The sequence below is a fragment of the Streptomyces sp. NPDC088707 genome (genome assembly GCF_044752725.1).
Taxonomy (GTDB): Bacteria; Actinomycetota; Actinomycetes; order Streptomycetales; family Streptomycetaceae; genus Streptomyces.
The window spans coordinates 287143-309332 of sequence record NZ_JBIVLV010000005.1; the positions used below are offsets into that span (position 1 = coordinate 287143).

General features: G+C 73.3%; 17 protein-coding genes and 2 pseudogenes. 8 read left to right on the forward strand and 11 right to left on the reverse strand.

Features of this window, described 5'->3' with window-relative positions:
* Window positions 1–28: 28 nt before the first annotated feature.
* Genes ACIP84_RS17785 through ACIP84_RS17815 form a run of 7 tightly spaced genes read right to left on the reverse strand, consistent with a single transcriptional unit; the run spans window position 29 to window position 8163 of the window.
* Window positions 29–883: an aldolase/citrate lyase family protein gene (locus ACIP84_RS17785; RefSeq protein WP_355956549.1), complete on the reverse strand. Its 855-nt coding sequence runs from the start codon at window positions 881–883 to the stop codon at window positions 29–31.
* Window positions 880–2079 (reverse strand): CaiB/BaiF CoA transferase family protein, encoded by a 1200-nt coding sequence (locus ACIP84_RS17790; RefSeq protein WP_401798535.1) that lies wholly within the window; start codon window positions 2077–2079, stop codon window positions 880–882. The genes ACIP84_RS17785 and ACIP84_RS17790 overlap by 4 nt, the downstream gene beginning before the upstream one ends.
* Complete coding sequence (gene rbsK, locus ACIP84_RS17795; protein WP_401798536.1) at window positions 2076–3014, reverse strand: ribokinase; 939 nt, start codon at window positions 3012–3014, stop codon at window positions 2076–2078. The genes ACIP84_RS17790 and rbsK overlap by 4 nt, the downstream gene beginning before the upstream one ends.
* Window positions 3011–4579, reverse strand: a complete 1569-nt coding sequence (locus ACIP84_RS17800) for an ADP-ribosylglycohydrolase family protein (protein ID WP_401798538.1) — start codon at window positions 4577–4579, stop codon at window positions 3011–3013. The genes rbsK and ACIP84_RS17800 overlap by 4 nt, the downstream gene beginning before the upstream one ends.
* The gene (locus ACIP84_RS17805; RefSeq protein ID WP_401798540.1) at window positions 4576–5754 is read right to left on the reverse strand and encodes an ADP-ribosylglycohydrolase family protein; all 1179 of its coding nucleotides are present in this window, start codon (window positions 5752–5754) and stop codon (window positions 4576–4578) included. The genes ACIP84_RS17800 and ACIP84_RS17805 overlap by 4 nt, the downstream gene beginning before the upstream one ends.
* A complete protein-coding gene (locus tag ACIP84_RS17810; RefSeq protein ID WP_401798542.1) occupies window positions 5711–7168 on the reverse strand; it encodes an ADP-ribosylglycohydrolase family protein in 1458 nt (485 codons plus the stop codon). Before ACIP84_RS17810 ends, ACIP84_RS17805 begins: the two co-directional genes overlap by 44 nt.
* Window positions 7168–8163 (reverse strand): ADP-ribosylglycohydrolase family protein, encoded by a 996-nt coding sequence (locus ACIP84_RS17815; RefSeq protein ID WP_355956537.1) that lies wholly within the window; start codon window positions 8161–8163, stop codon window positions 7168–7170. Before ACIP84_RS17815 ends, ACIP84_RS17810 begins: the two co-directional genes overlap by 1 nt.
* Window positions 8164–8417: 254 nt before the next feature.
* Between ACIP84_RS17815 and ACIP84_RS17820 the strand changes: the two genes are divergently transcribed.
* The 3 genes from ACIP84_RS17820 to ACIP84_RS17830 all read left to right on the forward strand — a co-directional run bounded on the left by ACIP84_RS17820 (window position 8418) and on the right by ACIP84_RS17830 (window position 15699).
* Entirely contained in the window at window positions 8418–9146 is a 729-nt protein-coding gene (locus ACIP84_RS17820; RefSeq protein ID WP_319308638.1) for a VIT1/CCC1 transporter family protein, read from the forward strand.
* A gap of 540 nt (window positions 9147–9686) precedes the next feature.
* Window positions 9687–14246, forward strand: coding sequence for a glutamate synthase large subunit (gene gltB / locus ACIP84_RS17825; protein WP_401798545.1), 4560 nt, complete (start codon window positions 9687–9689; stop codon window positions 14244–14246).
* Window positions 14239–15699, forward strand: coding sequence for a glutamate synthase subunit beta (locus tag ACIP84_RS17830; RefSeq protein WP_401798546.1), 1461 nt, complete (start codon window positions 14239–14241; stop codon window positions 15697–15699). Before gltB ends, ACIP84_RS17830 begins: the two co-directional genes overlap by 8 nt.
* 190 nt (window positions 15700–15889) lie before the next feature.
* On the opposite strand, the gene ACIP84_RS17835 is transcribed toward ACIP84_RS17830, so the two are convergent.
* Genes ACIP84_RS17835 through ACIP84_RS17845 form a run of 3 tightly spaced genes read right to left on the reverse strand, consistent with a single transcriptional unit; the run spans window position 15890 to window position 18623 of the window.
* Window positions 15890–16780, reverse strand: coding sequence for an alpha/beta hydrolase (locus tag ACIP84_RS17835; protein ID WP_401798548.1), 891 nt, complete (start codon window positions 16778–16780; stop codon window positions 15890–15892).
* On the reverse strand, window positions 16777–17499 hold the full coding sequence (locus ACIP84_RS17840; RefSeq protein ID WP_355956528.1) for a glucose 1-dehydrogenase: 723 nt from the start codon (window positions 17497–17499) through the stop codon (window positions 16777–16779). The genes ACIP84_RS17835 and ACIP84_RS17840 overlap by 4 nt, the downstream gene beginning before the upstream one ends.
* Window positions 17496–18623 (reverse strand): LLM class flavin-dependent oxidoreductase, encoded by a 1128-nt coding sequence (locus ACIP84_RS17845; RefSeq protein WP_355956526.1) that lies wholly within the window; start codon window positions 18621–18623, stop codon window positions 17496–17498. Before ACIP84_RS17845 ends, ACIP84_RS17840 begins: the two co-directional genes overlap by 4 nt.
* Before the next feature lie 96 nt (window positions 18624–18719).
* Here ACIP84_RS17845 and ACIP84_RS17850 point away from each other — a divergent pair, with 96 nt between their 5' ends.
* Together ACIP84_RS17850 and ACIP84_RS17855 are read left to right on the forward strand one after the other, a co-directional pair.
* On the forward strand, window positions 18720–19322 hold the full coding sequence (locus ACIP84_RS17850) for a PadR family transcriptional regulator (protein ID WP_401798550.1): 603 nt from the start codon (window positions 18720–18722) through the stop codon (window positions 19320–19322).
* Window positions 19313–19704 (forward strand): annotated as a pseudogene (locus tag ACIP84_RS17855) (VWA domain-containing protein). Before ACIP84_RS17850 ends, ACIP84_RS17855 begins: the two are co-directional and overlap by 10 nt.
* Here ACIP84_RS17855 and ACIP84_RS17860 read toward each other — a convergent pair.
* A complete protein-coding gene (locus ACIP84_RS17860) occupies window positions 19699–20604 on the reverse strand; it encodes an aldo/keto reductase (protein ID WP_355956522.1) in 906 nt (301 codons plus the stop codon). The pseudogene ACIP84_RS17855 and the gene ACIP84_RS17860 sit on opposite strands and share 6 nt — an antisense overlap.
* A gap of 68 nt (window positions 20605–20672) precedes the next feature.
* Between ACIP84_RS17860 and ACIP84_RS17865 the strand changes: the two genes are divergently transcribed.
* From ACIP84_RS17865 to ACIP84_RS17875, 3 genes and pseudogenes are all read left to right on the forward strand, one after another.
* Window positions 20673–21038, forward strand: a complete 366-nt coding sequence (locus ACIP84_RS17865; RefSeq protein WP_355956520.1) for a MerR family transcriptional regulator — start codon at window positions 20673–20675, stop codon at window positions 21036–21038.
* 52 nt (window positions 21039–21090) lie between these two features.
* The gene (locus tag ACIP84_RS17870; RefSeq protein ID WP_401798553.1) at window positions 21091–21471 is read left to right on the forward strand and encodes a VOC family protein; all 381 of its coding nucleotides are present in this window, start codon (window positions 21091–21093) and stop codon (window positions 21469–21471) included.
* A 190-nt stretch (window positions 21472–21661) separates the two neighbouring features.
* Window positions 21662–22176 (forward strand): annotated as a pseudogene (locus ACIP84_RS17875) (pyridoxamine 5'-phosphate oxidase family protein).
* Window positions 22177–22190 lie beyond the last annotated feature (14 nt).

The following is a 22190-nucleotide window of genomic DNA, read 5'->3' on the forward strand; positions in this document are numbered from 1 at the left end:
GGAGGGCGCTCATGCCCCGGTGCCGGAGTCAGGACGTGCGGGCCGCGAGGGCGAGGGTCCGGTGGGCGCCCGCCACCACCGCCGCGTCCACGAAGCGCCCGTCCGGGAGGGCCAGGGCCCCCGGCTCGGGACCGGCGGCCTCGACCACCTCCCGCGCCGCGTCGACCTCCTCCGGGGTGGGGAGGTAGGCGCGCTCGATGACCGGGAGCTGGCGGGGGTGGATGGCCGCCCGGCCGAAGAAGCCCATGGCCCTGCCCCGGGCGCAGCCCGCGGCCAGCGCGTCCAGGTCGCTGATGTCGGGATGGACGGACTGGGCCGGGGGCGGGAGGGCGGCCGCGCGGGCCGCGACCACCACCCGGCCGCGCGACCAGTCCAGAGCGGAGTCCTCCCGCACCCCCAGGTCCGCGCGGAGATCGGCCTCGCCGAGCGCGATGCCGCGGACGGCGGGGTGGGCGGTGGCGATGGCGTACGCGTGCTCCACGGCCAGGGCGTTCTCCAGGAGCGGGTAGAGCGGGAGCCCCGGGGCGAGCTCGACGAGCCGGTGGATGTCAGTGGCGTGTGTCACCTTGGGAACACGAAGACCGTGGAGGCCGGGGAGGAGGGCCAGGGTGGGGATGTCGCGCGGGGTGTGGACGCGGACGTGCACCGGGACGGGGTGCGGGTCCGTGAGCAGATCGGCCGTGGCCTCGAGGGCGTACGCCTTGCGGTGCGGGGCGACCGCGTCCTCCAGATCGACGATGACGACGTCGGCGCCGGAGACCAGGGCCTTGCGGACCACCTCGGGGCGGTCGCCCGGGGCGTACAGCCAGGTGAGGGCGGGCGTGGACGGCCGGCGGCGCGTCGTGCCGCCGGCGCGGGTCGGGGTCTCGCTGATGTCGCTCATACCGCTCCCTGCTCGCGGAGGCTGCCGATCTCGGCGGGCGTGAGGCCGAGTTCGGAGAGGACGGCGGTGGTGTCGGCGCCGTGGGGGCGCCCGGCCCAGCGGATGGCTCCGGGCGTCTCGGAGAGGCGGAAGAGGACGTTCTGCATCTTGATCGTGCCGAGTTCGGGGTCCTCCACCTCGGTGACGGTGCCGAGCGCCTGGTACTGGGGATCGTCGACGACGTCCCGGATGTCGTAGACCGGGGCGATCGCCGCCTCGGCCTTCTCGAACGCCGCCATCGCCTCGTCCCGGGTGCGGCGGGCGATCCACGAGCCGACCGCCTCGTCCAGGACGTCCGCGTGCTCGGCCCGTCCCGTGCCGTCGGCGAACCACGGCTCGTCGATCAGATCGGGGCGGCCGACCAGGACCATGACGCGTTCGGCGATGGACTGGGCGGAGGTGGAGACGGCGACCCAGGAGCCGTCGGAGGTGCGGTACGTGTTGCGGGGGGCGTTGTTGCGGGAGCGGTTGCCCGTGCGGGGCTGGACATAGCCGAGCTGGTCGTACCAGAGGGGGTGGGGCCCGATGACCGCGAGCATCGGTTCGATGATCGCCATGTCGACGACCTGGCCGCGCCCGGTCGTGGTCCTCGCGGTGAGCGCGGTCATCACCGCGTACGCCGTGGCCAGGGCGGCGATCGAGTCGGCCAGGCCGAAGGGGGGCAGGGTGGGCGGGCCCTCGGGCTCGCCGGTGAGGGCGGCGAACCCGCTCATCGCCTCGGCGAGGGTGCCGAAACCGGGGCGGTGGGCGTACGGGCCGAACTGGCCGAAGCCGGTGACCCGGGCGAGGACCAGGCGCGGGTTGGCGGTGGAGAGCTCCTCCCAGCCGAGACCCCAGCGTTCCAGGGTGCCGGGGCGGAAGTTCTCCACGATCACGTCGGCGTCGGCGGCCAGCGCGAGCAGGGTGTCACGGCCGCCCGGTGACGACAGGTCGAGGGTGATCGCCCGCTTGTTGCGGCCGAGGACCTTCCACCAGAGACCGATGCCGTCCTTGGCGGGGCCGTGGCCGCGGGACGGGTCGGGCTTGCGGGGGTGCTCGATCTTGACGACGTCGGCGCCGAAGTCGCCGAGCATCGTGGCGGCGAGCGGGCCGGCGAAGAGGGTCGCCAGATCCAGGACGCGCAGGCCGTGGAGGGGCGCTCGGGGTGTGGGGGTCATACGGGGTCGGTCTCCTTCTCGCCCTGGTCCTCGGTCTCGCCGTGGGAGCCGAAGGCGGCCTCGATCTCGGTGCGGTAGGGCATCGACGTGGACGCGCCCTCGCGCTGGACGGAGAGCGCGGCGGCGGTTCCCGCCCAGGCGAGTGCCTCGGGTGCGGGACGGCCCTCGCCGAGGGCGACCACCAGCGCGCCGACGAAGGTGTCACCGGCGGCGGTGGTGTCCACGGCCCGGACGCGGGGCGCGGGCACCGTCACCGGATCGGCGCCCCGGACCGCGTACAGGCTGCCGGCCGCCCCCAGGGTGACGACGACCTCGGGGACGTCCCGGAGCAGGGCGAGGGCGGCCTCGCGCGGGTCCGACAGGCCGGTGAGCGCGGTGGCCTCGTGCTCGTTGGGCACCAACAGGTCGATGCTGGCGAGCAGTTCGGGAGGAAGCGGCTGGGCGGGCGCGGGGGTGAGGACGGTACGGACACCGAGGCGGCGGGCGGTCGCGGCGCCCTCCACGACGACGGAGAGGGGGAGTTCGAGCTGGAGGAGCAGAACGTCGGCGGTGCCGATGAGGGCCTCGTCGCCGTGGTCGAGGGAGGTGACGGTGCCGTTCGCGCCGGGGATGACGACGATCGCGTTGCCGCCCTCGTCGTCGACGACGATGTGCGCGGTGCCGGAGGGGCCCTCGGCGGTGCGCAGGAGATCGGTGTCCACCGAGCAGTGTTCGAGGCCGGCCCGGAGCCGGGTGCCGAAGTCGTCGGCGCCGACCGCGCCGATCATCGACACCTCGCCGCCGGCGCGCGCGGCGGCGACGGCCTGGTTGGCGCCCTTGCCGCCGGGGATCGTGCGGAAGGCGCGGCCGGTGACGGTCTCGCCGAGGGACGGGGCCCTCGGGACGTAGGCGACGAGGTCCATGTTGGTGCTGCCGAGTACGACGATGCTGGTCATGGGCGTACTGCCTCCAGGTGGGTCAGTTCGGCCAGGGTGTCGAAGCCGATGCCGTCGAAGGACGGGACGGAGGTCGCGAGACGGTTCTTGAGGGGGGAGGTCCAGCGCTCCGGCAGCCGGTCGGGGTGCCCGGCCAGCAGACCGGCGACCGAACCCGCGGTGGCGCCGTTGGAGTCGGTGTCCCAGCCGCCGGAGACCGCCGCGCAGAGGGAGCGGGTGAAGTCGCCGTCGGCGTGGGTGAGGGCGGCGGCGAGCAGGGCGGCGTTGGGGACGGCATGCACCCAGTGGTACCCGCCGAGTTCGGCGTGCAGACGGTCGACGACGGTGTCGAAGTCGGGGGTGTCGCGGGCGAGTCCGATCCCTCGGCGGACCGCCCGCGCGAGGCGGGAGCGCGGTGGGATCACGGCGAGGCCTTCGGCGAGCGACCGGTGGACGTCGGCGGTGCCGGTCGCGGCGGTGGCGAGGGTGGCGGCGACGAACATGGCGCCGTAGACGCCGTTCGCCGTGTGGGTGAGGGTGGCGTCCCGGTACGCCTGCTCGGCGGCGGCGACCGGGTCGCCGGGGTGGGTCCAGCCGTGGACGTCGGCGCGGATCTGGGCGCCGATCCACTCGCGGAACGGATTGCGGTGGGCGGCGGTCAGCGGGGGTTCGATCCCGTCGAGGAGATTGCGGTAGGCCACGCGTTCGGCCGTGAAGGTGCGGCCGGCGGGAAGCTCGTCGAGCCAGAGGCGGGCGACGTCGGCGGTGGTGAAGCCGCGGCCGTGGCGCTGGAGGAGCAGCAGGTTGAGGAGGGGGTAGTTGAGGTCGTCGTCCTCGGGCATCCCGTCGATGTTCTCGGCGAGGGAGGTGGCGGCGGAGCGGCGGTTCCAGGGGTGGGCGGCGAGCAGCTCGGGCGGGACGCCGCGGGCGGTGAACCAGGTCGAGAGCGGCCAGTCGCCGGTGGCACGGGCGAGGGCGCGGATGGCGTGGAGTCCGAGCTTCTCGACGGGCTTGCCGAGGAGACAGCCGGCGGCTCGGCCGAGCCAGGCGGCGTGCAGGCGGTGCAGGAGAGCACCGTGGGCTTCGCCACCGAACCCCTGGAGCACGGGCGCTTCGCGCGGGGTGCCTGGCGGCGGGGGCGCGGGCTGCTCCTGGATGGCGCCGCGCAGGGATGCGGCGCCCGGCAACGGGGGCTGTGCACACGCTGTCCCGGAGCCGGGCCGGGGGCGCCCCCACCGTCCCGCGGGACGACTGCCCACAGCGGCGGCGGAGCCGGCGGCCCCGTCAGGGTCTGGGGGAGGGGCGGCGCGGGGCGGCGTCAGAGCTCTGATCTCGGGCAGGGGGGTCGGTTCGTCGTCCGACAGGGGGGTGGGGAGGGTCGTCAGGGCGTCCAGGAGTTCCTCCGCCAGGGGGCGGAGGTCCGGGCGGGGGGTGACGGAGGCACCGGCCGTCTCCGGGGCCGGCGGGCCGCCCGCCGCCGCCCAGCGGGCCGCGAGGGCGCGGGCGTCGCGGCCGTCCTCCGCCGCCTGGCGGAGTTCGTGGCCCACCAGGTCCTCGGGCTGGACCCAGGTCAGGCGGAGGTTCATCGGGCGGCCGTGCCCGTCAGAGCCGCGAACGCCTGCTCGTGGGCCCGCCGGCGTCTCCTGTCCTGGGCGAAGATCTCGTGGGTCACCTCCGTCAGGGCCCTCGCCGGGGCGTGCAGGTCCAGCCGGCTCGCCTCCGCCACCCGCTTCGCCCAGTCGGCCGGCACCGCCTGCTCCCCGTGCAGCGCGCCCACGATCGCGCCCGCCATCGTGGCGACCGAGTCGCAGTCGCGGCCGTAGTTGACGGAGCCCAGCACCGTACGCCGGTAGTCGCCCTCTCCGACGAGCAGCATGCCGAGGGCGATCGGGAGTTCCTCGATCGCGTGGAGACGGGACGGGCGGCGGGCGCCGAGGGAGGGGGAGCGGTAGTCGGGGCCCACCGAGTCGAACGGGGCGACCGCCGCGCGGAGCGGCGTCAGCGCCGACTCGAAGTCCCGGTGCCTGGACGCCACTTCCGCCACCGCCTCGATCGCCGCCAGCGTCCCGTCCTTCGCGAGCGACAGGGCCGTGTCGACCACGGATGCCGGCGTGGCGCCGGGCGCGCACGCCGCCGCCACCGCCGCCGCGAACACTCCCGCCGCCTCGCGGCCGTACGAGGACTGGTGGGCGCCCGCGACGTCGAGGGCCTCGGCGTACGCGGCCTCCGGGTGGGCCGCGTTGACGAGCCCGACCGGCGCCATGTACATCGCGGCGCCGCAGTTGACGATGTTGCCGCTGCCGGCCTCGCGCGGGTCCACATGGCCGTAGTGGAGGCGTGCCACCAGCCACTTCTCGGCGAGGAAGATCCGCTGGAGCGGGAGTGCCTCCGCCTCCAGCTCCGGGATCCAGACGGGGCTGCCCATGAGGTCCGGGACGAGGTGGTCCGCGACCGCGTACGCGTCGAGGTGGCCGCGGACCCTCTCGTACACCCGGATCAGCGCATGGGTCATCAAGGTGTCGTCGGTGACGTGCCCGTCGCCCTTGTGGTACGGGGCGATGGGGCGGGCGGTGCGCCATGCGTCGCCGTTCCACGGGCCGACGATCCCGGTGACGCGGCCGCCGTGGCGCTCCAGGATCTGCTGGGGGGTGTAGCCCTCGACGGGGCCGCCGAGCGCGTCGCCGACGGCGGCCCCGAGGAGACTGCCGGTGATCCGGTCATCCAGCGCGGGCGTCACTGCCGGGGGTGTTGTGGGTGTCATGTCGGGATTGTCTACCCGGGGAGGGTGGTTCCGTGGCTGCGAGCAGCCCGGCGAGTTCGACCAGATCCGTTCCCGCGAGGCGGGGCAGCGCGCAGCCCGCGAGGGTCCGGCACGCCTCGCGCCAGGTCGCCGGCACCGAACGGCCCCCGCCCAGCGCACCGGTGAGCGCTCCGGCCAGCGCGGGTGCGGAGTCGGCGACCCGGGAGAGGCAGACGGCGGCCGGGACCGCGGCCGTCATCTCGCCCCGGGCGGCGGTGGCGAGGGCGAGCGCCACCGGCACGGTCTCGGCGGCGGCGATGCCGTAGCTGTAGACGTGGTCCACGATCTGGTGCTCGAGGAGCGGGACCAGTTCGAAGGCCGAGGCGGCGGTCTGGGCCAGCTTCACCGCGTACCGGGCGTTGCGGCCGATCTCGGTGACGGGCGGCAGCTCGGCGAGCGCCGCCTCGACGGCCTCGTCGACCGTCGCCCCGCCGAGGGCCGCGGCGACGGCAGCCGCCGTCGCGCGGGCGCCGTGGACGCCGTCGCCGTCCTGGGTGTACCGGGCGTCGAACTCGGCGAGTTCGGCCGCGGCGCGGGGGTCGCCGGGGTGGACGACGGCCAGGACGGCGGCCCGGACGCAGGCCGCGTCGTCGAAGAAGTGCGGGTTGTCGTGGCCGGTCGCGGGCGGACGCAGGCCGGTGGCGAGATTGCCGAGGCCCGCGCGGACGGAGATACGGGCGCGGAGCGGGAGCACGGCGGACTCGACCTCGGGAGCGCGTGCGGCCGCGGCGGCGACCTGTCCGGCGAGGGCGTTCCAGGCGAGGTCGACGGCGGCGCGGAGCCGGCGTTCCTCGGGGATGCCGGTGAAGAGCGGGCCCGAGGCGGTGAGGATCGCCTCGGCGGTGAAGACCGCCCATTCGGCGTCGTCGGAGGGGCCGAGGCGGAGGGGCTCGGGGGGCTGGTTGAGGGCGATGGGGACGGGGAGGGTGGTCGTGGCGTTCTGCTCGGCGAAGGTGTCGAGCTCACGGGTGAGACGGCGGGTCCACTCGGGCATGCGGGCGGCGCGGTGCCGTGCGGCGGGCCATCCTGCGGCGTCGCCTGCGGCGAGGCCGAGGAGGAGGCCTTCGACCGCGTCGCGCGTGGCCCTGCGGGGGACGTCCTGTCGCGGGGCCTCGTGGGCGCCGCCCCATGAACCCGTGCCGTGGGGAGGAGCGGGGTCCAGGGGAACGAGGTCCAGCGCGTCGGTGCCCGGCAGCGGGGGCGGCGCCAGGCCCTGGTGCGCGTCGAGCAGGGGGCCGGAACCCGGCCATGGGCGCTGTGCCCACCCTCCCCCGGACTCCTTCTGGGGGTGCCCCCACGGCCCAGCGGGACGATCGCCCACAGCGGCGGGGGCGTCGCCCACGGCAGCGGGAGGAGTGGTCGTGTCGCCGCTCATCAGGATTCCCCCTCCGGGGTCAGGAGGTCCGCCACGTCCAGGACGTGGTAGCCGCGCATCGAGGGGAGGCAGCTGCCCGTGACCGGGGTGATGGCCGAGGCCCATTCCTCGGGGATCGACCGCACTCCGCCGGCCGCGCCTGCCAGCGCGCCCGCCACCGCCGCCGTGGTGTCGGCGTCGCGGCCCATGTTGACGGCCGTCAGGACCGCCGTACGGAAGTCGCCCCGCGCCGCCGCGAAGGCGCCGAAGGCCAGGCCCACCGCCTCCGGGGCCAGGTCCGTCCACGGGTAGCCGCCGATGACGACCGCCGAGCGGACCTGGCGCTCGCGGGTCAGCGGGTCCGGCTGGACGCGCTGGGCGGCGACGACCGCGCGGCGCAGCGAGCGGGCCGTCCAGGAGTCCATCGGGACGGCCGAGAGGGCCGCCGCGATCACCGAGGTCACCCCCGCTCCCGCCATCGCCGCCGCGACGCCCGCCGCGACCGCCTGGCCGCCGTAGATGCCCTCGCCGTCGTGGCTGACGCTGCCGTCGATCGCGACCAGCCGGGCCGCCTCCGCCGGGCGGCCCGCCGCGAACACCCCGAACGGCGCCGCCCGCATGGCGAGACCGTCGCTCCAGGCGTGCCGGTGCTGCGCGGAGATCGGTGCGGCGAGGCCTCGGCGGAGGTTCTCCAGGGTGCCGCGCTCCGAGAAGCCCGCTCCGCGGAACGGGCCTTCGTCGAGATCGGCGATCCAGTGGTGCCAGGCCCGTTCGACGTGGTGGACGGTGAGGGCCGAGCCGTGCCGGGCCAGGAGGAGCGCCGAGAAGATGGCGTACTCGGTGTCGTCCGTGCCCGCAGGGCTGTCCGTCACGAAACCCTCGATCCGGCCCCAGCGGCGGCGGATCTCGGAGGGGCGCATGTTCTCGGCGGGCGCGCCGAGCGCGTCGCCGACGGCGAGGCCGAGGAGCGCCCCTCTCGCCCGTTCGCGCGTATCGCATGCCGTGGTGGTCGCCATGTCCGTGGCCCCTTCCTCGGTGGGGGCGCATCGACGGCGCCCCGATGCCTGGATCTGTGCCACGGCGGGCCGCGAACTCGCCGAAGAAACGTCTCTGTCACCCGCCTGACACCTCGCCAGAACCCCGGCTCCGCAGCAAGGTACGCCTTAGTAAGTACGGCCTGCCTTGCTGGCGCGCCCCTTACATCGCGCGTATTTTCGAGGGTGTTGGGAGCGGCGGGAGCAACCCGGCCCGCCGGAACGAGGGGAGAGCCATGTCCATCATCGAAGCTCAGGCGCCACTGCACGAGGCCCACCGCGACAACCACACGCACCGTGACGTGAACGGCGGTTGGCTGCGCCCGGCGGTGTTCGGCGCGATGGACGGACTCGTCTCCAACCTCGCCCTGATGACCGGTGTCGCCGGCGGTGCGGTCTCCACCCAGACCGTCGTCATCACCGGTCTCGCCGGGCTCGCGGCCGGCGCCTTCTCCATGGCGGCCGGCGAGTACACCTCCGTCGCCTCGCAGCGCGAACTCGTCCAGGCGGAACTGGACGTCGAGCGCCGCCAGTTGCGCAAGCACCCCGTCGACGAGATGGAGGAGCTCGCCGCGCTCTACGTCTCCCGGGGCGTCGAGCCCGCGCTGGCCCGCGAGGTCGCGATGCAGCTGTCGAAGGACCCCGAGCAGGCGCTGGAGATCCACGCCCGCGAGGAGCTCGGCATCGACCCCGACGACCTCCCGTCGCCGATGGTCGCCGCGGTCTCGTCCTTCGGCTCCTTCGCGCTCGGCGCGCTCCTCCCCGTACTGCCGTTCCTGCTCGGGGCGACCGCGCTCTGGCCGGCCGTGCTGCTCGCGCTCGTCGGGCTCTTCGCCTGCGGCGCGCTCGTGGCCCGGGTGACCGCGCGCGGCTGGCTCTTCAGCGGTATGCGCCAGCTCGTCCTGGGCGGCGCCGCCGCGGCCGTCACGTACGGGCTCGGCATGCTCTTCGGGGCCGCCCTGTAGCCCGCCCGCGAGGGCCGAAGACCGGGTACGGAATCCGTACCCCCACAGAAGACCGAGAGGCTCCCCAAAGGGGCCTCTCGGTCTTTTCGGGGCGCCTTTTCGGGACGTAAGCCTCATGTCGGCTGTGACGTATATCCCTGGCCCGATCCGCCGCAGCGATGAGACACTATGCATGACGCCACATATGTAGCCGGTTACTCGGCGGTTTCGAACCCGTGACCAACGGGAATGAGGCCTGAGCGTCGCTGGGCAACGAAGCCCACACAGTGACGGGTCGCCGACGACCCGGAGATCCTCCGGATCACCCCGATCCGTCCCCGCGAGGCAGGCCTCTGACCCCGCAAACCACAGGTGAACCCACACCACCGCTCCGTATCGGTGGTGTCCGCATGTTGGAATGCGCTATCCACTTAGCGAGAAACCAGCCATCATGTAACCTGCACGAAATTTCGCGGAGGGCCAACGTCGTCCCTCGGCAGCAGAGCTCCCCCAGACGTGGTCTGGGAGGTGCCCCCAGCCACGACGACGACGGGAGAGCCGATGCGTTCCGACGCCTGGTCGCCCATGGACGGTCGCCCTGCTCCGCAGGGGATGTACGACCCCCGTAACGAACACGACGCCTGCGGTGTCGGGTTCGTGGCCACCCTCACCGGTGTAGCCAGCCACGCGCTGGTCGAGCAGGCGCTGACCGTACTGCGCAACCTCGAGCACCGCGGCGCCACCGGCTCCGAGCCCGACTCCGGTGACGGCGCCGGCATCCTGCTCCAGGTCCCGGACGCCTTCCTCCGCGAGGTCGCCGGATTCGAGCTCCCCGAGACCGGCGCGTACGCCGTCGGCATCGCCTTCCTCCCCGAGGAGGGCACCGACGAGACCGCCGCGAAGATCGAGGCGATCGCCGCCGAAGAAGGCCTGAACGTCCTCGGCTGGCGTGAGGTCCCCGTCGCCCCCGAGCTGCTCGGCGCCTCCGCCCGCTCCACCATGCCGGTCTTCCGCCAGCTCTTCGTCGCCGACGGCGAGAACACCGGCATCGCGCTCGACCGCAAGGCCTTCGTCCTGCGCAAGCGCGCCGAGCGCGAGGCCGCGACGTACTTCCCGTCGCTCTCCGCCCGCACCATCGTCTACAAGGGCATGCTGACCACCGGCCAGCTGGAGCCCTTCTTCCCGGACCTGTCGGACCGCCGCTGCGCCACCGCCGTGGCCCTGGTCCACTCCCGGTTCTCCACCAACACCTTCCCGAGCTGGCCCCTGGCCCACCCGTACCGCTTCGTCGCCCACAACGGTGAGATCAACACCGTCAAGGGCAACCGGAACTGGATGACCGCCCGCGAGGCCCAGCTCGACTCCACCGTCTTCGGCGAGGGCTCGCTGGACCGGATCTTCCCGATCTGCACCCCGGACGCCTCCGACTCGGCCTCCTTCGACGAGGTCCTCGAGCTGCTCCACCTCGGCGGCCGATCCCTGCCCCACGCGGTCCTGATGATGGTCCCGGAGGCGTGGGAGAACCACGAGACGATGGACCCGGCCCGCCGCGCCTTCTACCAGTACCACTCCACGATGATGGAGCCCTGGGACGGCCCGGCCTGTGTCACCTTCACCGACGGCGTCCAGGTCGGCGCGGTCCTCGACCGCAACGGACTGCGCCCCGGCCGCTACTGGGTCACCGACGAGGGCCTCGTCGTCCTCTCGTCCGAGGTCGGCGTCCTCGACATCGACCCCGCCAAGGTCGTCCGCAAGGGCCGCCTCCAGCCCGGCAGGATGTTCCTGGTCGACACCGCCGAGCACCGCATCGTCGAGGACGACGAGATCAAGGCCGCCCTCGCCGCCGAGCACCCCTACGAGGAGTGGCTGGAGACCGGCGAGATCGAGCTCTCCGACCTCCCCGAGCGCGAGCACATCGTGCACACCCACGCCTCGGTCACCCGCCGCCAGCAGACCTTCGGCTACACCGAGGAAGAGCTCCGCGTCATCCTCGCGCCGATGGCCCGCACCGCGGGCGAGCCCCTCGGCTCCATGGGCACGGACTCGCCGATCGCGGCCCTGTCCGCCCGCCCGCGGCTCCTCTTCGACTACTTCACCCAGCTGTTCGCGCAGGTCACCAACCCGCCGCTCGACGCCATCCGCGAAGAGCTCGTGACCTCGCTGCGGTCCTCGCTCGGCCCCGGCAGCAACCTGCTCGAGCCCACCTCCTCGACGTGTCGCAGCGTCACCCTGCCGTTCCCGGTGATCGACAACGACGAGCTGGCCAAGCTCATCCACATCAACGCCGACGGCGACATGCCCGGCATGAAGGCCGCGACCCTCTCCGGCCTCTACCGGGTCTCCGGCGGCGGCGACGCCCTCGCCGCCCGCCTCGACGCCATCTGCGCCGAGGCCGACACCGCCATCGAGGGCGGCGCCCGCCTCATCGTGCTCTCCGACCGGCACTCCGACGCCGAGCACGCGCCGATCCCCTCGCTGCTGCTCACCGCGGCCGTCCACCACCACCTCATCCGCACCAAGCAGCGCACCAAGGTGGGTCTGCTCGTCGAGGCCGGTGACGTCCGCGAGGTCCACCACGTCGCCCTGCTGATCGGCTACGGCGCCGCGGCGGTCAACCCGTACCTCGCCATGGAGTCCGTAGAGGACCTGGTCCGCGCCGGCACCTTCATCGAGGGCATCGAGCCCGAGCAGGCCATCCGGAACCTGATCTACGCGCTCGGCAAGGGCGTCCTCAAGGTGATGTCCAAGATGGGCATCTCCACCGTCGCCTCCTACCGCGGTGCCCAGGTCTTCGAGGCCGTCGGCCTCGACGAGACCTTCGTCGCCACGTACTTCAACGGCACGGCCACCAAGATCGGCGGCGCCGGCCTCGACGTCGTCGCCAAGGAGGTCGCCGCCCGCCACGCCAAGGCGTACCCCGTCTCCGGCGTCCCCTCGGCGCACCGCCTCCTGGACATCGGCGGCGAGTACCAGTGGCGCCGCGAGGGCGAGCCGCACCTGTTCGACCCGGAGACCGTCTTCCGCCTGCAGCACGCCACGCGCACCAAGCGGTACGACATCTTCAAGCAGTACACGGACCGGGTGAACGAGCAGTCCGAGCGCCTCATGACGCTCCGCGGCCTCTTCGGCTTCACCTCCGACCGCCCCGCGATCCCGATCGACGAGGTCGAGCCGGTCGCCGAGATCGTCAAGCGCTTCTCCACCGGCGCCATGTCGTACGGCTCCATCTCCCGCGAGGCGCACGAGACCCTCGCCGTCGCCATGAACCAGCTGGGCGCCAAGTCCAACACCGGTGAGGGCGGCGAGGACCCGGACCGCCTCTACGACCCGGCCCGCCGCTCCGCGATCAAGCAGGTCGCCTCCGGCCGCTTCGGCGTCACCAGCGAGTACCTGGTCAACGCCGACGACATCCAGATCAAGATGGCCCAGGGCGCCAAGCCCGGCGAGGGCGGCCAGCTGCCCGGCCACAAGGTCTACCCGTGGGTCGCCAAGACGCGTCACTCGACGCCCGGCGTCGGCCTCATCTCGCCGCCGCCGCACCACGACATCTACTCCATCGAGGACCTGGCTCAGCTGATCCACGACCTCAAGAACGCCAACCCGGTCGCCCGCATCCACGTGAAGCTGGTCTCCGAGGTCGGCGTCGGCACGGTCGCCGCCGGTGTCTCCAAGGCCCACGCGGACGTCGTCCTCATCTCCGGCCACGACGGCGGTACGGGCGCCTCGCCGCTCACCTCGCTCAAGCACGCGGGCGGCCCCTGGGAGCTCGGCCTCGCCGAGACCCAGCAGACGCTGCTGCTCAACGGCCTGCGCGACCGGATCGTCGTCCAGACCGACGGGCAGCTCAAGACCGGCCGCGACGTCGTCATCGCCGCGCTGCTCGGCGCCGAGGAGTTCGGTTTCGCGACCGCGCCGCTCGTCGTCTCCGGCTGCGTCATGATGCGCGTCTGCCACCTGGACACCTGCCCGGTCGGCATCGCCACCCAGAACCCGGTCCTCCGCGACCGCTTCTCCGGCAAGCCCGAGTTCGTCGTCAACTTCTTCGAGTTCATCGCCGAGGAGGTCCGCGAGCTCCTCGCCGAGCTGGGCTTCCGCACCATCGAAGAGGCCGTCGGCCACGCCGAGCTGCTCGACACCAGCCGCGCCGTGACCCACTGGAAGGCGCAGGGTCTCGACCTGGAGCCGCTCTTCTACGTGCCGGAGCTGCCCGAGGGCGCGGTCCGCCACGCCCTGATCGAGCAGGACCACGGTCTGGAGAAGGCCCTCGACAACGAGCTGATCCAGCTCGCCGCCGAGGCGCTGAACGCCGCCTCCGCCGAGGAGGCCCAGCCGGTCCGCGCCCAGGTCGCCATCCGCAACATCAACCGCACGGTCGGCACCATGCTCGGCCACCAGGTGACGAAGCGGTTCGGTGGCGCCGGCCTCCCGGCCGACACCATCGACATCACCTTCACCGGCTCCGCGGGCCAGTCGTTCGGCGCCTTCCTGCCGAGCGGTGTCACCCTCCGCCTGGAGGGCGACGCCAACGACTACGTCGGCAAGGGCCTCTCCGGCGGCCGCGTGATCGTCCGCCCCGACCGGGGCGCCGACCACCTCGCCGAGTACTCCACGATCGCGGGCAACACGATCGGGTACGGCGCGACCGGCGGCGAACTGTTCCTCCGCGGCCGCACCGGCGAGCGCTTCTGCGTCCGCAACTCCGGCGCCCTGGTCGTCTCGGAGGGCGTGGGCGACCACGGCTGCGAGTACATGACCGGTGGTACGGCGGTCGTCCTCGGCGAGACCGGACGCAACTTCGCGGCCGGCATGTCGGGCGGTGTCGCCTACGTCGTCGACCTCGACCGGGACAACGTCAACTCCGGCAACCTGGGCGCGATCGAGGCCCCGTCGGACGCCGACAAGGCGTGGCTGCACGATGTCGTGCGCCGCCACCACGAGGAGACCGGCTCCACGGTCGCCGAGAAGCTCCTCGCCGACTGGGACGCGCACGCGAACCGGTTCAGCAAGATCATCCCCACCACGTACAAGGCAGTGCTCGCCGCCAAGGACGCCGCTGAGCTCGCCGGTCTCTCCGAGGCCGAGACCACCGAGAAGATGATGGAGGCGGCGACCCATGGCTGACCCCAAGGGCTTCCTGACCACCGGTCGCGAGGTCGCCGAGACCCGCCCCGTGGCCGAGCGCGTCCGGGACTGGAACGAGGTCTACGTCCCCGGCTCCCTGCTGCCGATCATCAGCAAGCAGGCCGGCCGCTGCATGGACTGCGGCATCCCGTTCTGCCACAACGGCTGCCCGCTCGGGAACCTGATCCCCGAGTGGAACGACTACGCCTACCGCGAGGACTGGTCGGCGGCGCAGGAGCGCCTGCACGCCACCAACAACTTCCCGGAGTTCACCGGCCGCCTCTGCCCGGCGCCGTGCGAGTCCGCGTGTGTGCTCGGCATCAATCAGCCGGCCGTCACCATCAAGAACGTCGAAGTCTCCATCATCGACAAGGCCTGGGACGCGAACGACGTCAAGCCGCAGGTGCCCGAGCGCCTGTCCGGCAAGACCGCCGCCGTCATCGGCTCGGGCCCGGCGGGTCTCGCCGCCGCCCAGCAGCTGACCCGGGCCGGCCACACCGTGGTCGTGTACGAGCGTGCCGACCGCATCGGCGGCCTGCTGCGCTACGGCATCCCCGAGTTCAAGATGGAGAAGCGGCACATCAACCGCCGCATCGAGCAGATGCGCGCGGAGGGCACCAAGTTCCGCACCGGCATCGAGATCGGCCGCGACATGACGGCGACGGACCTGCGCAAGCGGTTCGACGCCGTGGTCATCGCCGCCGGCGCCACCACCGCCCGCGACCTGCCCGTCCCGGGCCGTGAGCTGAACGGCATCCACCAGGCGATGGAGTACCTGCCGCTGGCGAACAAGGTCGTCGAGGGTGACTTCGTCGCCCCGCCGATCACCGCCGAGGGCAAGCACGTCGTCGTCATCGGCGGCGGCGACACCGGCGCCGACTGCGTCGGTACGGCCCACCGCCAGGGCGCGGCCTCGGTCACGCAGCTGGAGATCATGCCCCGACCGGGCGAGGAGCGGAACCCGGGCCAGCCCTGGCCGACCTTCCCCATGCTGTACAAGGTCACCTCCGCGCACGAGGAGGGCGGCGAGCGGGTCTACTCCGTCTCCACCACCCACTTCGAGGGCGACGAGGACGGCAACGTCCAGTTCCTCCACCTCGTCGAGGTCGAGTTCGTCGAGGGCAGGCTGACCCAGAAGCCGGGCACGGAGCGGAAGATCCCCGCCCAGCTGGTCACGCTCGCGATGGGCTTCACCGGCACGGACGTGGAGAACGGCCTGGTCGCCCAGTTCGGTCTGGACCTCGACGAGCGGGGTAATGTCGCCCGAGACGCGGACTTCGCCACCAACGTCGATGGCGTGTACGTCGCCGGCGACGCCGGTCGCGGTCAGTCGCTCATCGTCTGGGCCATCGCCGAGGGCCGCTCGGCAGCCCGGGGCGTGGACCGCTACCTGACCGGCGCCAGCTCCCTGCCGGCCCCGATCCGCCCGACGGACCGCTCGCTGATGGTCTGATCCGACCGGATCACCCCCGAGAACGTCCCGTACAACGACGTACGGAACTGAGCGCGGCGCCCCCCGAATGTCCCCGACCGGACGACTGGGCGGGCGCTGTCGCGCGTCCGGACACCTGCGGGGACGGCCGGCCGAGACGGCCCCGACGCGGCCCGCCCCGGTGGACTGCCCTCGCATCGCAGGAGGGCTCTCACGGGCGGAGGGCCCTTAGCCAGGACGCCGCCCCGTCCAGCGCCGCGTCCGCCTCGGGCAGCACCCCCGCTCCGCCGAGGAAGCCGTGGAACATCCCCGTGTGCAGGTGGACTTCGGCCCGGACGCCCGCGGCGGAGAGGCGGCGTGCGTAGGCGAGGCCCTCGTCGCGGAGGGGGTCGCAGTCGGCGAGGACGAGCAGGGTCGGGGGGAGGCGCGAGACGTCGGGCGTCAGGCCCGGGGAGGCGGCGGCCGGGTCGCCCCCGGGGCCCGTGTACTGCTGCCAGTACCAGCGCATGTGCGCCGTCGTGTGGAAGTGGCCCTCCGCGAAGTCGTGGGCCGACCGGCCCTCCAGGCGGTGGTCCAGGGCCGGGTGGACGAGGAGTTGGCCCACCAGCGGAGGGCCGCCACCGTCGCGGGCGCGGAGGGCCGCCGCCGCTGCCAGGTTCCCGCCGCTGCTGTCGCCCGCCAGGACCAGCGCGCGACCCGGGTACCGGCCGGCCGCCCACCCCAGGGCCGTGCACACGTCGTCCTCGGCCGCCGGGAAGCGGTGCTCCGGCGCCCGCCGGTAGTCGACGGAGACGACGGTGGCGCCGGTACGGGCGGCGAGCGCGCGGCACGTGCGGTCATGGGTGTCCAGGTCGCACAGGACCCAGCCACCGCCGTGGGCGAAGACGACGACGAGCTCCTCCCGCCCCTCGTAGAGCCGTACGGGAACGCCGTTCGCCGAGACGGTCGGGGTCGGCGGGACGTCGCCGAGGTGTGCCCTTGCCGCCGCCCGCAGCGCCGCCACGCCCGCCTCGGGGTGCGGGAAGGCCGCCGACATCGCGTCGCAGAGCGCGCGGGCGGCCGGGGTGAGGGGGTCGGCGGGCCGTGCGTCGGTCGTCGTCATGCGGTGAGGCCTCCGTCGATCGTGAACTCGGCGCCCGTCACGTACGACGACGCCTCCGAGAGCAGGAACGCGACCAGCTCCCCGACCTCCTCCGGACGGCCCATCCGGCCGAGCGGGACGTGCGACCAGTCCCTGTCCGCGACCGCCGTCGTCATGGGGGTGTCGACGGCGCCGGGGTGGACCGAGTTGACCCGGACGCCGTACGGCGCGAGGTCGCGGGCCGCCGAGCGGCTGAGGCCGCGCAGGCCGAACTTGCCCGCCCCGTACGCCGCATGGCCCGGCACGCCCACGCGGCCGGCCGTGGACGACACGTTCACGATCGAGCCGCCGCCCGCCCCGCGGAGCGCGGGCAGCACGGCCTGGATGCCGAGGAACGGACCCAACAGGTTGACCCGGAGGAGGAGTTCGAAGTTCTCGTACGTCTCCGACCCGACCGGGGCCGTCCGCCAGAGGGCCGCGTTGTTGACGAGACCGTCGATCCCGCCGAACGCGGCGACCGCCGCGTCCGTCACCGTCCGCCAGTCGTCCGCCGACGTCACGTCGTGGCGGACGAAGACCGCCGCCCCGCCGAGGTCCGCCGCCACCGACCGGCCCTCCTCCTCCCGTACGTCGGTGAGGACCACCCGCGCCCCGGCCGCCACCAGGAGCCGGGCCTCGGCGGCGCCCTGGCCCCGGGCCGCGCCCGTCACGACCACGACCTTGCCGTCCAGGGCGCTCACGCGGCGGCGTCCAGGGCCCGGACGTGCGGGATGACCTTCGTGCCCCACTGGCGGATGGTCTCCAGGCAGGCCTCCTGCGGCACGGTTCCCATCTGGATCAGGCACATGACCTCGTCGACGCCGATCTCCCGGAGCCGTTCGACGTACGCGATCGCCGTGGCGGCGTCCCCGTAGGCGTGGTCGGTGTTGTAGGTGCCGGTGTCGACCGGCCGGGCGGGGACGTTCGCCTCGTGCAGCCGGGCGATCAGCTCGTCCCGTTCGCGGGCGAGGGCGCCGGCGTGGTCCTCGTCCTCCGCGTAGCCGGTGGGCGCGGGCGCGCCGCCGTACCAGTGGGCGATCGATTCGGCGAAGAAGCGCTGGCCCCGGGTGCCGAGCCGGAGCGCGCGGTCGGCGTCGTCCAGGACGACGGTCGGGCACAGGGCGGAGAAGTGGTCGTTGACCTCGGTGGAGACGAACCGCGACCCGTCCCGGTCGGCGAGCGCCCCGTCGTACACCGCGCGCATCGCGCGGACGTCCTCGGCGCCCGCGAACCCCATCACCAGTGCCCCGATGCCGAGTTCGGCCGCCTGCCGGAGCGACGCGTGCTGCGAGCAGGCCATGAAGAGCGGTGGGTGCGGATGCTGGACCGGGCGGGGCAGGATCGCGCCGGGGCCGATGTCCAGCGTGCCGTGCCACTCGAACTCCGGTTCGCGCCACGCGGCGGCGAGGATCCGCAGGGCCTCCTCCGTCTGCGGTGCGGTGTCCTCGGGGCGCACCCCGAACATCCGCATCTCCTGGCGGGTCGCGCCCCGTCCGGCGCCGATGTCGACCCGGCCGCCGGAGAGCACGTCGAGCATGGCGGCGCGTTCGGCGACCCGGACGGGGTGCTGGTAGCCGAAGGGCATGGTGACCACGCCGTGGCCGACGCGGATGGTGCGGGTGCGGGCGGCGACCCAGGTCAGGAAGATCTCGGACGCGCTCATGTGGGCGTACCGGGTGAGGGAGTGGTGTTCGACCGCCCAGATCCGGTCGAAGCCCATCTCCTCGGCGAGGACGGCCTGTTCGACGCAGTCGTGGATGACGCGGTGTTCGCGGGCGGGGGTCGGGTCGACGAGCTGTGCTTCGAAGATCATGGAGAACTTCACGGGGCGCTCCTCCCGGAGAGGATACGGCGTATATGCCTAATCGAAATACTTCTAGCAGGCATAGGTGAAGGAGGGAAGGGCCGTAGACTGCGGCCCGTGGCGGACGAAGAGACCGTGCCGGCGCTGCCGGCGACCAGCTGGGCCGTGCTCGGACTGCTCTCCTTCGGGCGGGAGTTGTCCGGCTACGACCTCAAGAAGTGGTCCGACCGGTCCCTGGGGCTCTTCTACTGGAGCCCGTCCTTCAGCCAGATCTACAGCGAGCTCAAGCGCCTGGAGAAGGCCGGATACGCCGCCTCGCGCCTGGTCGCCCCGGAGGCCGGCCCGCGCGACAAGCGCGTCTACCGGATCACCGACGAGGGCCTCGCCGCCGTCAGGGCCTGGGCCCGCACCGCGCCGCTCGACCCGCCGGTCCTCAAGCACGGGCCGATGCTGCGGCTCTGGCTCGGCCACCTCCTCGAACCCGAGCGGATGCGGGAGGTCCTCACCGCGCACCGGGACCACTCCGAGACCATGCGGCTGCGCGCCGAGGCCGACGTGGCGGACGCGGCGGCCGACGAGGCCTGGGCGTACCCCCGGCTGACCCTCACCTGGGCCGAGCGGTACTACACCGCCGAGCGGGACCTGGCCGACGCCATGCTCGCGGACATCGGGCAGGTGGAGCGGACGGAGCTCCCCGAGGGAGGGAACCCATGGCACTGAGTCTGCGGAAGGTCGAGGAGACCGCGCCCGCGCTGGTCGGTCTCTACCGGCAGGCGGGCGAGTCGCTGCGACGGCACGGACTCGACGGGCAGCGCGTCGCCGTCCACCTCGTCGTCGACTACTCCGGGTCGATGAAGCCGTACTACTCCAGCGGCGCCGTCAGTTCGTCGGGTTCGGCGACCCGGACAGCCGGCAGTTCGAGTTCCTGCGCCGGCTCGACGAGCCGGCCGTGCCGGCGAGGCGGCCCGTCGACAACTCCGGGTTCTTCCACGCGGGTCAGGACCCGAGCAGGGTTCCGGACGCGGAGCTGTACGACAGGCTCGTCTCCGAGTTCCCGGTCTGGCTGGAGGCGGCGCGACGCCAGGGCATCGTCCGGTCATGAGGCGGCTTCCCCCACCTCCTCGTCGAGCCGCGCGAACTGCTCCTCGGTGAGGGTGACGTCGAGCGCGCCCAGGTTCTCCACGAGATGCGCGGCCGAGGTCGTACCCGGGATCGGGAGGATGTGCGGAGCCCGGTGCAGCAGCCAGGCCAGGGCCGTCTGCGCAGGGGTGGCGCCGATCTCCCGGGCGACCCGGGCGACCGGTCCCTCAGGGCCCGCGTGTCCGCCCATGGCGACGGGGAAGAAGGGGACGAACGCGATCCCGCGCCCGGCGGTGTGCTCGACGACGGCCTCGTGGTCGCGGTTCGCCAGGTTGTAGAGGTTCTGCACGGCCGCGATCGGCGCGACCGCCTCGGCCTCCGTCAGCTGGGCGACCGTCACCTCCGACAGGCCGATGTGCCGGACCTTGCCCTCCTCCTGGAGCTGCCGCAGGGCGCCGATCTGCTCGGCGACCGGGACGTTCTCGTCGAGACGGTGCAGATGGAGCAGGTCGATCCGCTCGGTGCGCAGCCGGCGCAGGCTCAGCTCGGCCTGCTGGCGCAGATAGGCGGGGTGGCCGAGCGGCACCCACTCGGTGGGGGAGGGCCGGACCACGCCGACCTTGGTGGCCACCGCGACTCCGTCGCCGTAGGGATGCAGGGCCTCGGCGAGCAGCTCCTCCCCGGCCCCGAGGGCGTACGCGTCGGCCGTGTCGAAGAGGGTGACGCCCGCCTCGGCGGCCGTCCGCAGCAGCGCGACCGCCGCCGCCCGGTCGGCCGGGGCCGTCCAGATGCGGGCCTCCGGTCCCGCCGGGTCGCCGGGGCCGTCGGCGAGTCGCATCGTGCCGTATCCGACCCGGCGGACCGGGAGGTCGCCGCCGAGCTGGAATATCGTCGTGTCCGAGGAGTTCGTGTCGTTCGTCATGCTCGGACCGTAGGAGCTCACACGGATGTGAGGTTCAAGCACGCACGGGCGGATGTGAGGGGGGTCATATGAAGATCGGTGAGTTGGCGCGCGAGACCGCGGTGAGCGTCCGGCTGCTCCGCTACTACGAGGAGCAGGGCCTTCTCGCCTCGGAGCGCACCCCCGGCGGGCAGCGGGTGTACGGCCCCGGCGCCCCCGCCGTCGTGCGCCGGATCAGGGCCCTGCTCGGTGCCGGACTGCCGACCCGGGTCATCGCCGAGGTCCTCGACTGCGTCTGCGGCAGCGAGGCGGAGATCGAGCCCTGCCTCAGCCCGATGCTGGTCGCCCGGCTCGACGCGATCGACGAGCAGATCCACGACCTCCAGGGCGCCCGTTCCTCGCTCGCCGCGCTCGTGGCGGCGACCGAGGGCCGGGAACCGGCCACCGCTGACTGAGCGAGCGTGAATCCGGTGGCCGCGGACGTGGCCGTGGGCGATCATGACGCCCATGACTTCTCTGGTACGACACGTGACCATTGACTGCGCCGACGCCTACGCCCTCGCCACCTTCTGGGCGAACGTCCTGGACTCCAAGGTCTCCGACGAGGACAAGCCGGGCGACGAGGAGGCGCTCGTCGAGACGCCCGGGGCCGGCCTGCTCTTCATCCAGGTCCCCGAGGCGAAGGCGGTCAAGAACCGCGTCCACCTCGACCTCCAGCCGCAGGACCGCACCCGTGACGAGGAGGTCGAGCGGCTGCTCGGCCTCGGCGCGACCCTCCTCGACGACCGCCGGAACCCGGACGGAACCGGCTGGGCGACCCTGGGCGACCCGGAGGGCAACGAGTTCTGCGTCGAGCGCAGCGTCGCCGAACGCGCCGCCACCTCCTGACCCGGGCTTGACCTGGGGCCTGACCTGGGGCCTGGCCCCGGGCCTGACCCCGGCCCCGGTCTGGTCCCGGTCCCGGTCCGGGCCCCGGTCCTGGCCCTGGCCCTGGCCCTGGCCCTGGTCCCGGCCCGGTCCTGGGACGTACGGAGTAATCCGGACCGTAGGTGTCGGGTATCCGGTGTTTCCTGGACGCATGGGAGACACCGGAACCGGAACCACCTGGTCGGCCTTCGAGGCCGCCGAACCCGCGTTCGCCGAGACCGTGCGCGAGCGCTTCGGGCAGTACACCCACCACGCCCTCGCCACCGTGCGCGAGGACGGCTCGCCCCGGCTCAGCGGCATCGAGGTGGGCTTCCGCTTCGGTGAGCTCTGGCTCGGCATGATGCCCGGCTCCCGCAAGGCCCGCGACCTGCGCCGCGACCCCCGGCTCAGCCTCCTCGCCAACCTGGGCGAGGGCACCGGCATGGGCGGCGGGGACGTCCGCGTCGCGGGGCGGGCGGTCGAGGTCACCGACCCGGAGACCGTCGCCCGGTACGTCGCCGACGCGGGCGAGCCCCAGCCGTTCCACCTCTTCCGGGTGGACCCGACCGAGGTCGTGCGGACCTGGGTGGACGGCGACGAACTCGTCGTCCGCACCTGGTCCCCGGGCGCCCGGCGCGCACCCTGCGCCGCGGCAACGACGACAGCCCGCCCCGCCGGGTGCCGTGAGCCCGAGCTGTCGG